The organism is Aquabacterium sp. (assembly GCF_004297345.1).
Classification (GTDB): Bacteria; Pseudomonadota; Gammaproteobacteria; order Burkholderiales; family Burkholderiaceae_C; genus Aquabacterium.
Window position 1 is genome coordinate 1 of sequence record NZ_SCTN01000028.1, and the last position, 14,611, is coordinate 14,611.

The 14,611-nt window shown below is 60.2% G+C and carries 12 protein-coding genes; 6 read left to right on the forward strand and 6 right to left on the reverse strand.

Going from position 1 to position 14,611, the window contains the following annotated elements:
* Together EPO09_RS00750 and flhD are read right to left on the reverse strand one after the other, a co-directional pair.
* The coding region (locus tag EPO09_RS00750) for a FlhC family transcriptional regulator (RefSeq protein ID WP_290639203.1) at window positions 1-301 on the reverse strand (301 nt) is incomplete at its 3' end.
* A gap of 60 nt (window positions 302-361) precedes the next feature.
* Window positions 362-685 (reverse strand): flagellar transcriptional regulator FlhD, encoded by a 324-nt coding sequence (flhD, locus tag EPO09_RS00755; protein ID WP_290639205.1) that lies wholly within the window; start codon window positions 683-685, stop codon window positions 362-364.
* Window positions 686-986: 301 nt separating this feature from the next.
* Between flhD and EPO09_RS00760 the strand changes: the two genes are divergently transcribed.
* From EPO09_RS00760 to ahpF, 3 genes are all read left to right on the forward strand, one after another.
* Complete coding sequence (locus EPO09_RS00760; RefSeq protein WP_290639207.1) at window positions 987-2,915, forward strand: reprolysin-like metallopeptidase; 1,929 nt, start codon at window positions 987-989, stop codon at window positions 2,913-2,915.
* A 174-nt stretch (window positions 2,916-3,089) separates the two neighbouring features.
* Entirely contained in the window at window positions 3,090-3,665 is a 576-nt protein-coding gene (ahpC, locus tag EPO09_RS00765; RefSeq protein ID WP_290639209.1) for an alkyl hydroperoxide reductase subunit C, read from the forward strand.
* 172 nt (window positions 3,666-3,837) lie between these two features.
* Window positions 3,838-5,418, forward strand: coding sequence for an alkyl hydroperoxide reductase subunit F (gene ahpF, locus EPO09_RS00770; RefSeq protein WP_290639211.1), 1,581 nt, complete (start codon window positions 3,838-3,840; stop codon window positions 5,416-5,418).
* Between the two features lie 10 nt (window positions 5,419-5,428).
* Here the strand turns inward: ahpF and EPO09_RS00775 are convergent, their stop codons facing one another.
* Complete coding sequence (locus tag EPO09_RS00775; protein WP_290639213.1) at window positions 5,429-7,381, reverse strand: sensor histidine kinase; 1,953 nt, start codon at window positions 7,379-7,381, stop codon at window positions 5,429-5,431.
* 10 nt (window positions 7,382-7,391) lie between these two features.
* Entirely contained in the window at window positions 7,392-8,033 is a 642-nt protein-coding gene (locus EPO09_RS00780) for a response regulator transcription factor (protein WP_290639215.1), read from the reverse strand.
* Between the two features lie 454 nt (window positions 8,034-8,487).
* On the opposite strand from EPO09_RS00780, the gene EPO09_RS00785 reads away from it, so the two are divergent.
* The 3 genes from EPO09_RS00785 to EPO09_RS00795 all read left to right on the forward strand — a co-directional run bounded on the left by EPO09_RS00785 (window position 8,488) and on the right by EPO09_RS00795 (window position 12,120).
* On the forward strand, window positions 8,488-8,634 hold the full coding sequence (locus EPO09_RS00785) for a bacteriocin (RefSeq protein ID WP_290639217.1): 147 nt from the start codon (window positions 8,488-8,490) through the stop codon (window positions 8,632-8,634).
* A 77-nt stretch (window positions 8,635-8,711) separates the two neighbouring features.
* The gene (locus tag EPO09_RS00790; protein WP_290639219.1) at window positions 8,712-9,959 is read left to right on the forward strand and encodes an HlyD family efflux transporter periplasmic adaptor subunit; all 1,248 of its coding nucleotides are present in this window, start codon (window positions 8,712-8,714) and stop codon (window positions 9,957-9,959) included.
* Between the two features lie 43 nt (window positions 9,960-10,002).
* Window positions 10,003-12,120 (forward strand): peptidase domain-containing ABC transporter, encoded by a 2,118-nt coding sequence (locus EPO09_RS00795; RefSeq protein ID WP_290639221.1) that lies wholly within the window; start codon window positions 10,003-10,005, stop codon window positions 12,118-12,120.
* Here the strand turns inward: EPO09_RS00795 and EPO09_RS00800 are convergent.
* The gene (locus tag EPO09_RS00800) at window positions 12,104-13,261 is read right to left on the reverse strand and encodes a hypothetical protein (protein WP_290639223.1); all 1,158 of its coding nucleotides are present in this window, start codon (window positions 13,259-13,261) and stop codon (window positions 12,104-12,106) included. The genes EPO09_RS00795 and EPO09_RS00800 overlap by 17 nt on opposite strands.
* A gap of 100 nt (window positions 13,262-13,361) precedes the next feature.
* A complete protein-coding gene (locus tag EPO09_RS00805) occupies window positions 13,362-14,378 on the reverse strand; it encodes a GlxA family transcriptional regulator (protein WP_290639225.1) in 1,017 nt (338 codons plus the stop codon).
* Window positions 14,379-14,611: the final 233 nt, after the last annotated feature.

Genomic DNA, 14,611 nt, shown 5'->3' on the forward strand with positions numbered 1-14,611 from the left:
GCTGGTAGGCCTTGATGACGACGTCGATTTCGTCCATCTCGGCGGCCTTGTTCAGGTACTCATGGATGTTGAGGAACAGGCTGGCGTGGATGTTGGGCTGCCAGGTCATGAACCAGTCGGTCGAGAAGGGCAGCTGACCCTTGGAAGGCGATTTGCCGGAGACTTCCTTGTACAGGCGCAGCAGGCGTTCGTAAGACATGTCGGTTTCCGACTCCAGGACCTGCAGGCGGGCACCCAGGTTGATCAGGGTCACGGCGCGGTCGATTTGCTTGGCTTCGGTCAACAGGCTCTTGGTACGCATGGTGGTTTCTCCGGCTTGTCTGTAGATAGGGGTGTATTCGGTATGGTCTGCGGTGCGGGATCAGGCGGCTTCTTGATGCTTGCCAGCCAGCAGGATCGAGGCATGCAGGCGGGAAGCGCCATCGCTGCCGGCACCCTTGCCGTGGTTGGTCAGCAGCGACCAGACCAGGTCATCGTCGACACGCATGCGGCACACCAGGGTGTTGCTCGATGCGACCTTCAGGAGCTGGGCGGGAGACAGCGAAGCCAGGCGGTCGGCGGCGGCTTCGGTCAGGCCCAGGCGAAACAGAGCCTGGTCACGGTCGTTGCGGATCAGGGTCTGAGCCAGCATCAGGTAGGACAGGTTGGTTTCGCGGATTTCCATCAGGATTTGGTCGGCGTTCATGTCTGTGTTCCTTTGTTTGACTCTGTGCGGTTTCGCGTTGTCGATGGAGTCATTGTGCAAACAGATCCCAAATTCCTTGATAGGTAAGCGGCTGTAAGACGGGTCGGCTTGCGGCTACACGTCTTGTAGGAATTCATCTGACAAAAAGCCCGAATTGGGTGGGTGTGACGGTTCAGACAAAAGCTTTGTAAACAAGCTGTAATTGCGCTCAAGCCGTCAGAAATTCACTAGGTTTCCCTGGGGCAGCGTCTTAATCTGGCTTCTCGTTCATGCACGCCGAACCAGGCGAAGGATCAAGAAGATGCAGTTCTCACGCACCGTGTTGTCCGGGGTGGCCTTGCTGGCCTTGTCGGTTTGGAGTGGCCAGGGCATGGCTGCGGTGGATCCTGCTGTGACGTCCGGACGAGGACTGGAGATCAACAGCCCGCTCAAGCTGGATGCCAAAAGCCTGATGAGCATGAAAGCCGGCCAGAAGGTGGAGATCAACTTCCCCTTCGTTGGCAAGAAAACGGTGGTGTTTGAAACCACGACCAAAGGGCTCGATGGCCTGAACTACTGGCATGGCAGCCTGGATGGCAGCCCGCGCGACCGCGTCTTTCTCAAGCAGGTGAAGGAAGGTTTTGTTGGCGCCATCCGCTTCAGCGGGCATCAACTGGCGTTCAAGCAGCAGCCATCGGGTGAGCTCAAAGCTGTCCAGGACGTCGGGCCAGTTCATGGCCAGGCCTATGCGCTGGGTGCCTCTGTAGAAAAGGGCGTTCGTGATCTCAAGGGCAATTTTGCCGGGCTCGCCCAGGCAGAAGAAGGGGCTGAAATTGCCCTGCCATTGCCTAACGGCCAGACCGAAGTGGCCATCGTGACCCATCGCGAACTGGATCAGGACGGCTTCCTTCAAATCCAGGGCGTCAGCCGCATGGATGGAACGGGCTCGCCTACGGTGGTGACGGTTGGCAAGGACGCCGTCTTCGGTACGGTGATGAGCAATGGCAACGAATACCAGATCGTCACCCGCCAGGGCAAGACGCAGATCGTGGATCCGGCCGCAGCGGGCTGGAACCGTTTGCACGGGCCCGATCATGTGGATGCCACATCGACAGACGGGGCGCAGGCTGCCGCAGGTAGTGTGACGCCTCAGGCAGCGGGTGCGACCACCAGCACGGCTACCGTGCCGGTGCCACTGGCCGCTGGCAAGATCGATACAACCATCACGGTCTTCATGACCTACAGCGCGACCTACGTGTCGCAATGGGGTACCGAGGCCGTGGCGCGCACCCGCTTGTCCAACCTGATTCAGGTGGCCAATGCGGCCTATGCGAACAGTGGAACGGGCATCGCCTTCAAGATCGTGGGCTGGGCGAAAGTGGCGCAGGGCGATACGACACCACAAGTTGCGTTGCCGGCCATGCGGGGCGACACGGGTGCATTCAAAGGCGTAGCGGCGTTGCGAAGAACGGCTGGCGGGGCCATGACGGTCTTCTTTGCGCCGTTTAACACCACGACCGGCAGCACCAACACCTGCGGCCTGGCGTACGTGCCGGGTGGTGGGGCCGGGGGTATGAGCCTGTTCAACGCGCAGGTGGGCACCTCCTTGTTCGCCGCGCTCAATGATGGGCAGGCCAATGGCTACTACTGCGAAATGCTCAGCCTGGCGCATGAACTGGGGCATAACCTGGGCAATGCCCATGACAAGGCCAACTCGTCCTTCCCTGGGGTGTTCAGCTACAGCTACGGCAAGGGCATTTCAGGCCAGTTCGGGACGGTGATGTCCTACATCTCGCCGCGCGTGGCGCTGTTCTCGTCACCTCAATTGACCTGTACGGCTTCCAAACAGCCTTGCGGCACGGCCACGGAAAACGTGGTGGCCACGATGATCCAGACCAAGGGCACGGTGGCGGCATTGGGCAATGCGGCCAAGGCATCCGTATCGACCGAAGGATCGACCGTGGTGGCTGGGTGGCTGCTCAATGCCAACGGCACACCGTTCACGACTGCAGCGACCGTCAAACCAACGGATGCGCGCATCACCTGCGGCACGGGCACAACGGGACTGTACGTGTGCACGGTGCCCAACACCATCAGCTCGGTCACGCTCAGCGTGACGGCAACAGGCAAGGTGGCTGCGCCGGCCGTGGGCTCCTTCACGGTGGACAGGTTGTCCAACACGCCGGTGAATGGCACACGTTTCTATCTGAGCGCGGCGCCGGCCCCTGCGCCCGTTACAGTCAAGAAGTAAGTACTGACTCTCCTGTTTCCCGCCAGGTTGGCAGGCCTGGCGGGATTTTTTTTGCCAGACTTGATAGATCATTCCAATCGTATGTATTTGATCAATCAATTCGCTATATGGCATGAGCTGGCCTAAGATTCACCCTGTTGTTTCACCAACTCAACCTCTCAACAGGAACAAGCCATGTCTCTGATCAACACGCAAGTCCAGCCATTCAAGACCCAAGCTTTCGTCAACCGCGGCGGCAAGGGCGAGTTCATCGAAGTCTCCGATGAAAGCCTGAAGGGCAAGTGGTCTGTCCTGATCTTCATGCCGGCTGCCTTCACCTTCAACTGCCCAACCGAAATCGAAGACGCTGCCAACAGCTACGCCGAATTCCAGAAGGCTGGCGCCGAGGTCTACATCGTCACCACCGACACCCACTTCTCGCACAAGGTGTGGCACGAAACCTCCCCCGCCGTGGGCAAGGCCAAGTTCCCCCTGGTCGGTGACCCCACCCACAAGCTGACCCACGCTTTCGACGTGCACATCGAAGAAGAAGGCCTGTCGCTGCGCGGCACCTTCATCATCAACCCCGAAGGCGTCATCAAGACGGCCGAAGTGCACAGCAACGAAATCGCCCGTGACGTGTCGGAAACCCTGCGCAAGCTGAAGGCTGCCCAGTTCACCGCCGCCAACCCCAACCAGGTTTGCCCCGCCAAGTGGAAGGAAGGCGCTGCCGCCCTGACCCCTTCGCTGGACCTGGTCGGCAAGATCTAAGACTTCACCAAGTCTTGACCTGTGTTGAGGCCTGACCTCATCACTTCGTTGAAAACGCTCTCCCTGCGGGCCCACAAAGCCCGCCGGGGTGGATGCTGGTCGCCTTCTGAATCTGGAAGGAGGCCGGTTCTCAAAGTCGCTTAATCGCTCATCAAGAAAAAGGATGCACACCATGCTGGACGACAACCTCAAGGCCCAACTCGGCGCTTATCTGGAACGCGTGCAACAGCCCTTCGAGATCACCGCATCCCTGAGCGACTCTGAGAACTCCCGCGAGATGCTGGACCTGCTGCAGACCATTGCCGGCCTGCGCAGCGACAAGATCACGCTCAAGACCGATGGCCAGGATGCGCGCAAGCCATCCTTCACTTTGCAGCGCACGGGCAGCGATACCTCTCTGCGCTTTGCCGGCCTGCCGCTGGGCCATGAGTTCACCTCGCTGGTGCTGGCCCTGCTGTGGACGGGCGGCCACCCGCCGAAGGAAGAAGCCGAGGTGCTGGACAACATCCGCGCCCTGAGTCCTGTCGATGGGGGCGACTTCAACTTCGAGGTCTACATGTCCCTGAGCTGCCACAACTGCCCGGACGTGGTGCAGGCGCTGTCGCTCATGGCCATCCTCAATCCGAAGATCAAGACGACCATCATCGAAGGTGGCGCCTTCCAGGAAGAGGTGGAAAAGCGCGAGATCATGGCCGTGCCCATGGTCTTCCTCAACGGTCAGATGTTCGCCTCCGGCAAGATGACGGTGGCCGAGATCGTGGCCAAGCTGGACACGAACTCCGATGCCAAGGAAGCCGCCAAGATCGATGCCAGGGCACCTTATGACGTGCTGATCGTGGGCGGTGGCCCGGCTGGCGCCGCAGCCGCCGTGTACGCCGCTCGCAAGGGCATCCGCACGGGCGTGGCGGCCGAGCGCTTCGGTGGCCAGGTCAACGACACGCTGTCCATCGAGAACTACATCTCGGTGCTGGAGACCGACGGCCCCAAGCTGGCTGCCGCGCTGGAAGCCCACGCCAAGGCCTATGACGTGGACATCATGAACCTCCAACGCGCCGAAGCCATCGTGCCGGCCGAGCAGACGGGCGACCTCATCCAGGTGAAGATGGCCAATGGCGGCGTGCTCAAGGCCAAGACCGTGATCCTGTCGACCGGTGCGCGCTGGCGCAATGTCAATGTGCCCGGCGAGGCCGAGTACAAGAACAAGGGCGTGGCCTATTGCCCGCACTGCGATGGCCCGCTGTTCAAGGGCAAGCGCGTGTCGGTGATCGGTGGTGGTAACTCGGGCGTGGAAGCGGCCATTGACCTGGCCGGCATCGTCGAGCACGTGACGCTGGTGGAGTTCGCTGAACAGCTCAAGGCCGATGCTGTGCTGGTCAACAAGCTCAAGAGCCTGGCCAACGTGAGCATCCACACCAATGCGCAGACCACCGAGATCACCGGTGCCGATGGCAAGGTCAACGGCCTGAAGTACAAGGACCGCGCCACGGGCGTGGAGCACACGGTGGCGCTGGAAGGCGTGTTCGTGCAGATCGGCCTGGTGCCCAACACCGAGTGGCTCAAGGGCACGGTCGAGCTCAGCAAGTTCGGCGAGATCATTGTGGATGCCAAGGGCCACACCAATGTGCCCGGCGTGTTCGCAGCGGGCGATTGCACCACCGTGCCTTTCAAGCAGATTGTGATCGCAGCAGGTGATGGTGCCAAGGCAGCGTTGAGTGCCTTTGATCACCTGATCCGCATGCCTGTGCTGGCTTGATCGAGTCAGCTCAGCGCATACAGAGTTCGACTGGCAGGAGCAGGGTGATCCGCGTGCCCTGTCCTGCCTCGCTGTGGATGTCCAGATCGCCATGGACCTTCTGTGCGCGATGACGCAGATGCCTCAGTCCTCTGCCAGCCGTGATGGTGTTCATGTCAAAGCCCTTGCCATCGTCTTCGATCTGCACACAGACCTGATCGGGCAAGCCGGGCTTGTGAAGCAATAGTGTTTCGATGCGCACACGGCTGGCTTCGGCGTGCTTGAGGATGTTGGTCAAGGTCTCTTGCACGATGCGCAGCACTTGCAGGGCGTGCGAAGGATCCAGCCACGGCAGGCTGGGGAGATCCTGCACCGCCCATTCAAGCGCCAGGCCCGCGTGTTCCAGGCGTTTGCCAAGGCGATAGCGCAGCGTCGCCAGGAGGGTGACCAGGTCGTGCCCCATGGGCTCCAGCGAATCGATGACCAGTCGAAGGTCATCCACACACTCGCGGAGCATCAAGGCCAGATCCTGGCTCTTCATCTGGCCTTGCTCAACCAATACAAGCGATGACATCAAGGTGGAGCCCAGACCATCGTGCATGTCTCGCATCAAGCGCTGGCGCTCCAGCAGCAGCGCTTGCTCTCGCTCGATGGTCAGCAAGCGCGCATGCTGCACGCGCAGTTCATCTTCTCGTGCAGCCAGGCGCTGTGCCAGCGAAGCGCTCAGGTGTTCGGTTTCGGCGATGGCGTTCACGTAGCGCCGTTGAACCGCAAACAGAAAACTGGCAAAGATCAACAAGGTGCTGTAGGGCAAGAGGTAAATGCCTTGCGGATCAAGCAACTGCGCCAGCAAGGCCACATCGTGTGTGCCAGCCATCAGGCTTGACGCCAGCGCGAGGCTGATCAGCCTCAGTTCGATCCGCCCATGACGGCGCCAGGCTCGCCGCGCAATCACGATGGTCACGCCGGTGGCCACCAGGGAGTTGAGCAGGTGATAGATCACGCCAATGTCTTCGGAGTGTGGCCACACGGGCACGGCGACCAGCGTCATGAACAGCACGTACCAGGGCAGTGCACGTTCCAGCCACCTCACCCGCTGTTGCGCGTCGATCCGCAACACGAACAGATAGATCAACCACATGACCCAGCTGATGGCCATGTTGACCATGGCGGTATAGCAAGCCGCCCACCAGGCGTCGTCGGGCCGATGCTGAACGTATTGCAGATTGCAGACGCACCAGGCCACGCTGGCCAGAGCCAGCAGCAGGTGCATGCTTTCATGCCGGCGGGCCAGCCAGAACGCAAAGAAAAAGCCGCCCATCAAAAGCAGAATCACGCTGCTGGCCTGAGGCATGGTGATCTGCAACAACCTGCGCCACGACAAGGCCGGCATCAGGCTGGAGGCCGGCCCGATGAAGATGGGTGCAATCGACACGCCGTATTCAGGGCGTTGCATCACGCCCAGGCGAATATCCAGCATTTGCCCCGGGCGCACGTAGCTGGGGTCGATGCGAATGGCCAAAGGTGTGTTCCATGTCATGCGCCAGTCTTCGAGGTTGTTGGCGACCTGTGTGTCATTGATGCGGACTTGCCAGGCTGATCCCATGACACGGGGCACATAGATCATCAGGTTCTCTGAATCAACCGGCTGCAGCGGCACTTGATAGCGCACCTTGAACCAGGCTTGAGATAACTTGCTGCCATCTTGTCCGGCCTCCTGTGTGGGGCTTATGTGGTGAGGGAGGGCCATCGCTTGCCAGCAATGTGCAACCGGTGCGCCCCCATGGAGAAACACGGCATTGAAGCCAGCGCGTTCATGCCTGGATTCGCTTGTCGTCTGTACACATACATCTGCAGCATCGAAGCGGGTGGCCGCCGTGGCGTGCGTGTTGTCGAGGATCAGGATGTACAGCAGCACGAGCAACAGCCCGGCTGCCACGCAGGCCAGAAAACGGGGCAGGTGTCTTTGCAGCGTGTGCAGCATGGTCCATCCTTCAATGCAGCGTCAGGCCCAGCTTCCGGGCTTCGTATATCGCCTCTGTCTTCGAGTGCACATGCAGCTTGCGGTAGATGCGTTTGACAAAGGTGGTGATGGTGTGCCTTGACAGGCCCATCAACGTCGCCACCTCGTCAAAGTTGAAGCCTTTGGTGCTCAGTCTCAGTACTTCGATTTCTCTCGGGCTCAACAAGTCCATGCTGATGGACGTGCTGGGTTCCGGTGCCATGCGCATGAGCAGTTGCCGCGCGATCACCGGGCTGATGGGGCTGCCACCTTTGCGCAGCACGCGAATCTGCTCAACCAGCTCAGGCCCGCGTGTCTCCTTGAGCAGATAGCCGGTGGCGCCCGCTTCAATGGAGGCGAGCACGTGTTTCTCGTCGCCAAAGACGGTAGAGACCAGTACCTCGCATTGAGGCAAGGTTCGAGCCGCCTCTCGAATCAGATCCAGCCCGTTGCCATCAGGCAGGCCCAGGTCTACCAAAAGCACATCGGGCATGAGTTTGCGCAGCAACTGGCGGCCAGATTGCAGATCGTCGGCGTGCCCGATCAATCGGAAGTCCTGTGCGTGGGCAATCGCATCGGCAAAGTGCGTCTTGAACAGGAGGTCGTCTTCGACGATGAGAACAGTGGGCTTCATGACGCGCCAGTCTAGGTAGTGCAAAGGCATTGGCTACCCCAGGAAGAGGGTGCCCCCTAGGTCTAGGGAAACGTGCCGCAATCGCGGCACAGCGTGATAGTGACGCGTCGGGCGTGTATCGCCACAGTAGATCCCGGGCTGTAGACAAGCGGCTCGTTTCATCAACCAAGCAAATGGAGCATTCAACATGAATGACATCAACAAGGTACTGGCAGGGGCTGATCAGGCTTCTTCCCGGGGCTCATCGTTTGAGCTGGCGCCGGATCAGGTGCATCAAATCAGTGGCGCCATGCAAAGGCCCTATCCACGCGATCCTCTGGATCCCTTTGGTGGCCCTTTCCCGGGCCCTACCTTTCCACCGAGCCCTTTCCCTCGGAATCCGTATCCCATCGGCTTCTAAGTCGATCGTCATCTTTCTGATCAATCAAGCTCAATTTCTGAACGGAGAAACATCATGCGTGAAATCAACATGAACGAACTGGCCTCGGTAACTGGTGGTGAACTCTGCACCTGGCAAGGGACAACCTATTCACCTGGGGCAAGTGTGGTCCAGGCTTACTTCACGGTGAAGACCTGCCAAGAAAACGGTACGTGGAAGTAAGACGCTGTACAGCGTACAGATGCCAGGCCCCTCTGGCGACGAGGGGCCTGGCATGCAATCCAAGCTGGGAGGCTGACATGAACCCATCGCTGTTTCGTCAAGATGCTTTGGAAGCCAGGGCTGATCAACGCTTTGGCATGGCACCCATGACAGCACCGTTGTCGGTACGCTGGCTCATGGGCGGATGCGTGGGTATCGTGGTGCTGGCATTGACCTGGGCATTGACGGGGCACTTCACACGCAAGGAGCATGTGCTGGGTTACCTGATGCCGAGCCTGGGCCTGATCAAGTTGTATGCGCCGCAGGCTGGCGCCGTGATCGATCGGCGCGTGACTGAGGGGCAGTTGGTCCACCGAGGCGACGTGCTCATGGTGGTCAGCAGTGAGCGCGCGACGGAGAGCACACTGGAAACCCAAGCCGCCATGCTGACGCAACTCAGGCAACGGCGAGACAGCCTGATGCGTGAGCAGGCCAAGCAACGTGACATAGATGTGTTGACGAGCAAAGGCTTGTCCGAACGTATCGACAATCTGCAGACGGAACTGGAAGAAGCCCAGGCGCAACTGCAGCTGCAACAACAACGCGTGGCTGTGGCCGAACGCACGGTAGCGCGCCATCTGGATCTGGTACAGGCGCACTTTGTGGCCGAGGCCACCGTGCAGGAGAAGCAAGAGGCCTTGCTGGCGCAGCGCCAACAGCTCAGCCAGACCCAACGCAGCATCACCAGCCTGACACGGGACCTGGTGGCCGCACGCATCGAGTTGGGCACCTCTGCCCTCAAGAAGAGCAATAACGCGGCCCAGCTCGACCGGCAGATGTCCGAGTTGACGCAGCAGTTGACGGAAAACGATGCCAAACGCCGTGTGCTCATCACTGCACCCGCAGATGGCACCGTGACGACCATCCTGGCTGAGCCGGGGCAGGCCGTGACCAGCAGTGCGCCCTTGTTGTCCATTCTTCCTGCCGGCGCTCGCCTGCAAGCGCAGCTATTGGTGCCAACGCGCGCTGCCGGCTTTGTCAAGTTGAACCAGACCGTGGCTTTGCGATATCAGGCCTTTCCGTATCAACGGTTTGGTCATCACGTTGGCACCGTGAGCGAGGTGGGCAAGACGGTCATCCAACCCAATGAGGCGAGCTTGCCTGTGTCGATCACGGAGCCGGTGTATCGGGTCACGGTGTCTTTGCCAAGCCAGGCTGTGCTGGCGTATGGGCAAGCCATGCCTTTGCGATCCGGCATGGCGCTGGATGCCGACATCCACGTAGACAGGCGTCGCCTTGTCGATTGGTTCATCGACCCTCTGGTGTCCATTTCGGGCCGATTCTGAGGCGTATCCGTCGCATGTCATTCATCCTTGGAGCCCGCTCATCATGTTGAATTTTTCGCTCAAATCGCGTACCCCGGTGATGTTGCAGACGGAGGCGGCCGAATGCGGTCTGGTCTGTCTGGCCATGGTGGCGGGGCATCATGGTCACATGATGGATCTGGCCACATTGAGATCGCGTCATGCCATTTCATTGCGGGGCAGTACCCTGGCCGACCTGATGGGCGTGGCCGGAATGTTGAAGCTGACGCCGCGTCCCTTGCGTCTGGATTTGCCGCATTTGAATGAACTCAAGCTGCCTTGCATCCTGCATTGGGACTTCCAGCACTTTGTGGTGTTGGTGGGGCTCAAGCCGGGGCAGGTGGTGATCCATGACCCGGCCTCGGGTGTCCGTTTGCTGGCACTCGACGAGTTCTCCAGGCACTTCACGGGTGTCGCGCTGGAAGTGCTGCCAAGTGACGAATTTGTGCCGCGCGATGAACGACAGAGGATGAGCCTTTGGGCCTTGATGGGGCGCGTGCCCGGGTTGGGTGGCATGTTGACGCAGATCCTTGGCCTGGCTTTGGTTCTGCAGTTGTTTGCCGTGCTGTCTCCGTTTTTCATGCAGTGGGTGGTGGACCAGGCCTTGGTTTCTCAGGATCGAGATCTGGTCACTGTCTTGGGATGCGGCTTCTTGTTGATGGCGGTGATTCAAGCGCTTGTCATGGGCATGCGCGGCTGGCTACTGATGGTGCTGGGTACCAGTCTCAATCTGCACATGAGTACCCGCGTGTTTCGGCATTTGATACGCTTGCCCATGGTGTGGTTCGAGCGTCGCCACATGGGCGACATCGTCTCTCGGTTTGAGGCGCTGCAGGTCATCCAGCGCACGCTCACGAGCGGCTTTGTGGAAGCCTTGATTGACGGCGTGATGGCCTTGCTCACCTTGGCCATGATGTTGCTGTATGCGCCCACACTGGCTGCGGTCGCCGTGATGGCAGCTACGGCGTATGCCGCATTGCGGATAGCCATGCACCGGCCACAACAACTGGCCACGCATGAACACATCGTTTGCCTGGCGCGTCAGCACAGCCACTTCCTGGAGACAGTACGTGGCATGCAGTGCATCAAACTGTTCAGCCACGAGGCCCCACGTACTGTGGCCTGGCACAACCTGGCGGTGGACCAGTTCAATGCAGGGATCCGCATCCAGCGCGTGAATGTGGTTTACCAAGCCGCCAACAGTTTGCTGTTCGGATTGGAGAACGTGATCACCATCTGGTTGGGTGCCAGGATGGTGTTGGATTCTTCCAGTGCGGGGGCATTCTCTGTGGGCATGTTGTTTGCCTTCATGTCATACAAGACGCAGTTCGTGCAGCGCATTGCCGGCTTGATCGAGAAGGCGATGGAGCTGCGCATGTTGGGCCTGCATACCGAGCGCGTGGCGGACATCGTGCGAACGCCTGTCGAGCCGACGCAAGAGCTGGCAGCGGGCGCCATGCCAGCTGTGAAAGGTCGCCTGGATGTGCGCCAACTCAGCTTCCGTTATGGCGACGGAGAGCCCTTGGTGTTGCAGGGCTTGTCTTTCAGCGTGGAGGCGGGGGAGTCTGTGGCGATTGTTGGCCCGTCGGGGTGTGGCAAGACCACGCTGCTGAAGATCCTGCTGGGATTGATGCAGCCAGATGACGGACTGATCGAAGTGGATGGCGTTCCCTTGTCGCACATGGGGCTGAGCACCTGGCGCCGGGCTGTGGCCAGCGTCATGCAAGATGATGTGCTCTTTGCCGGTTCGATCGGCGACAACATCGCCTTCTTTGACACGCAACCCGACCATGCGTGGATCGAGCAATGTGCGCGGATGGCGTCCATCCACGCAGACATTGTCGCCATGCCCATGCAGTACAACACCTTGGTCGGTGACATGGGGGCGATGTTGTCCGGTGGCCAGCGGCAACGCATCTTGCTTGCCAGGGCGCTATACCGGCGCCCTCGCATTCTGGTGCTGGACGAGGCGACAAGCCACCTGGACGTGTCCAGAGAACGAAGTGTCAATGAGGCCATCAAGAACTTGCGCTTGACCCGCATCATCGTGGCCCATCGGCCTGAAACCATCGCCAGCGCGGACAAGGTGCTGGTACTGAGAGACGGTATGGCCAGCCTGCAGGAGATCAGAAACGAGGCGTGAGGAGAAAGCCTCTGTAGACCTTGTTGCCATTGACCATCCAGCCCACGATTCGCCCCTGATCATTGATGGACTTGGCTTGAACGAAGGTATAGCCAGCAGGTGGCGCGGCCAGCGTATTGAGATCCTGCCGAACACCGTTGGTCCAGACCACAGCACGGCAGCCATGGATGTCCTGATCGGTGCGGCAATGGCTGCCCGCCACCTGACCGGCTGCGTTCACGCCATAGGCCACGCTGCTGTAGCCAGCATCTGTGGGTAAAGCTTGGGCCCGGCCTTGGTACCAGACGTAAGCGCGATTGCCTTGCTTGCTGGCAGGCGCCCAGTAAAAGCCCGCCACATGGCCTGCAGAACTGAGGCCTTCGGCGTACACGTAATTTTCAGTGCCATCAATGGTGCGCAGGGTACTGGTGGGGCCGCCGAGTGTCCATGCGATCACGCCTGATGGGCCGCCACGATCAAATTGACCTTCGCCCACAGCCATCGTGGCGTTGATGGCTTTTGCCTTGACAGACAGGGCGCCTCCAGTTGGCAACAGAGAAGCCAAGCCATCACGCAGTAGAAAGGCATATTCGCCAGCCCCGTTGCCGATGGCTTGGGCGCGACCTAGTACCCAACCCTGATCATTGATGCCGACTGCGCGTGCCGACGCATAGGCGGGCAAGCCCTGCATCTGTGCGCTCAGATCAACCGGACGGCTGTCTGCGCTCAACCACAGCACGGGCCTTGTCTGTACATCAAAGGCGCCTTTGGGTGCATAACTGCGCCCTACCATCACGCCCCGTGCGTTGATGCCTTCCGCCTGGCAGGGCTTGTCCCAACTGGTGGTGGGGCTGACCTTGTCGCTCAGGCACTGAAGCAGCGTGGGTGGGCCGCCCGTGCCAGACCACCAGGCAGATCGGGGCTGACGAGGCGCGTAGCCGTCCACCAGGCATGTCATCCATTGGCTGACGGGGCAGCTTTGTTGGACGTAGACTTCACCCAGGCTTGTACCCTGCGCGTTGACGAGTTCGCCATAGCTGTCACGCGACGCATCCGGTGCAGCCAGGGTGTTGACAGCGTAGCCCGCATGAGCAGACCAGGACAACAGCGCTGACAGCGCGCCACCGAGCAGCGCTGTGAACGAAGTGGTCCGGACGGTCATGGGTAATGCTCCTTGAGTGCGGCCACTACCTTAACGGCAGCACAATGTTCTGCACCGTAATCATTCGTAAATGCCTGACCAGAACGCAACAATCGCTGCCTCAAGCGCGCTGGCGGCTTGCGCCAAATCGCGACAGGTAGTCGCCCGGGGATACACCCAATTGCTGCTGCAGGCTGCGGCGCAAGTTGTACTCACTGCCAAACCCGGTTTGACGCACCAGTTGCTTGAGGGGCGTCTTGCCCGCTTCCATCAACTGGCAAGCGCGCTCCAGTCTCAAGCGCATCAGGAAGCGGGCCGGGCTCTGGCCGGTGGCAGTTATCAGGTGGCGGTGCAGCGTGCGTGCCGACATGGACATCGCCTGCGCCATGTCGGCCACGCTGATGGCTTGCTTCAGGCGGGGTAGCAGCCATTGAGCCAGGCGCGCTTGCAGGGCTTGATCGTCGTCGCCTTGGGCCAGCAGCGCCGCGCTGAACTGGCGTTGCCCACCCGCACGCCGAAAGGGCACGACCATGCGTTTGGCCACACGCAGGGATAGCGCCCGATCATGATCGGCCTCCACCAATGCCAGGCTCAGATCGATGCCGGTGGTGACGCCTGCCGATGTGTAGAAGTGGCCGTCGCGCACATAGATGGCGTCATCCAGCATGGTCACCTGCGGGAACAGCCGCTGGAACAAGGGCGCGTCTTGCCAGTGGGTCACGGCGCAGCGCCCGTCCAGCAGGCCCGCCTGGGCCAACACGAATGCGCCGGTGCAGATCGAACCGCATCGGGCCAGGTGATGGGCACTGGCTTGCAACCATCGAATCAGGCGTTTGTCTTGCATGGCGATGGCCGTGCCGTCGCCACCGGCCACAAACAACGTGGCGCTTTTCAGGCTGGCGGGCCTGGGCAGTACTTCTGTCTGCACGGCCAGCCCGCATCCCGATGTAATCAACCCGCCAGAAGTAGAGACAGTGCGCAGCCGATAGCGTGGCCCGCGGCCTGATTTCTCTGCCTCCTGATCTGCCATCGAGAAAACCTGCAAAGGCCCGGCCGCATCCTGTAGCAGAAAACCAGGGAACACGACCATGACGATCTGCATGGTGACGGATTGCGACGAGCGGGTGTTGTTCGGCATGGTTGGCAGATTTTCCATGAATATTGACAAAACAGCCAAACGGCAAAAATCAACAATGCATTCCTGGCATCTAAAACGTGCCTGCCATTTGATGATTGATATTGGAGGACCTCTCTGTGACACACATCGGCTTGCTGCTGTTCCCGCAACTGACCGTACTGGACCTCATCGGGCCTTACGAGGTGTTTTGCCGCCTGCCTGGTGTGCCAGATCAGGTCCACCCGCACACCAGG

Excerpts from the sequence above, each read along its gene's own strand:
- flhD (WP_290639205.1), bottom strand. The coding sequence starts at position 685 with ATGAACGCCGACCAAATCCTGATGGAAATCCGCGAAACCAACCTGTCC.
- EPO09_RS00760 (WP_290639207.1), top strand. The coding sequence starts at position 987 with ATGCAGTTCTCACGCACCGTGTTGTCCGGGGTGGCCTTGCTGGCCTTG.
- ahpC (WP_290639209.1), top strand. The coding sequence starts at position 3,090 with ATGTCTCTGATCAACACGCAAGTCCAGCCATTCAAGACCCAAGCTTTC.
- ahpF (WP_290639211.1), top strand. The coding sequence starts at position 3,838 with ATGCTGGACGACAACCTCAAGGCCCAACTCGGCGCTTATCTGGAACGC.
- EPO09_RS00775 (WP_290639213.1), bottom strand. The coding sequence starts at position 7,381 with ATGCTGCACACGCTGCAAAGACACCTGCCCCGTTTTCTGGCCTGCGTG.
- EPO09_RS00780 (WP_290639215.1), bottom strand. The coding sequence starts at position 8,033 with ATGAAGCCCACTGTTCTCATCGTCGAAGACGACCTCCTGTTCAAGACG.
- EPO09_RS00785 (WP_290639217.1), top strand. The coding sequence starts at position 8,488 with ATGCGTGAAATCAACATGAACGAACTGGCCTCGGTAACTGGTGGTGAA.
- EPO09_RS00790 (WP_290639219.1), top strand. The coding sequence starts at position 8,712 with ATGAACCCATCGCTGTTTCGTCAAGATGCTTTGGAAGCCAGGGCTGAT.
- EPO09_RS00795 (WP_290639221.1), top strand. The coding sequence starts at position 10,003 with ATGTTGAATTTTTCGCTCAAATCGCGTACCCCGGTGATGTTGCAGACG.
- EPO09_RS00800 (WP_290639223.1), bottom strand. The coding sequence starts at position 13,261 with ATGACCGTCCGGACCACTTCGTTCACAGCGCTGCTCGGTGGCGCGCTG.
- EPO09_RS00805 (WP_290639225.1), bottom strand. The coding sequence starts at position 14,378 with ATGCCGAACAACACCCGCTCGTCGCAATCCGTCACCATGCAGATCGTC.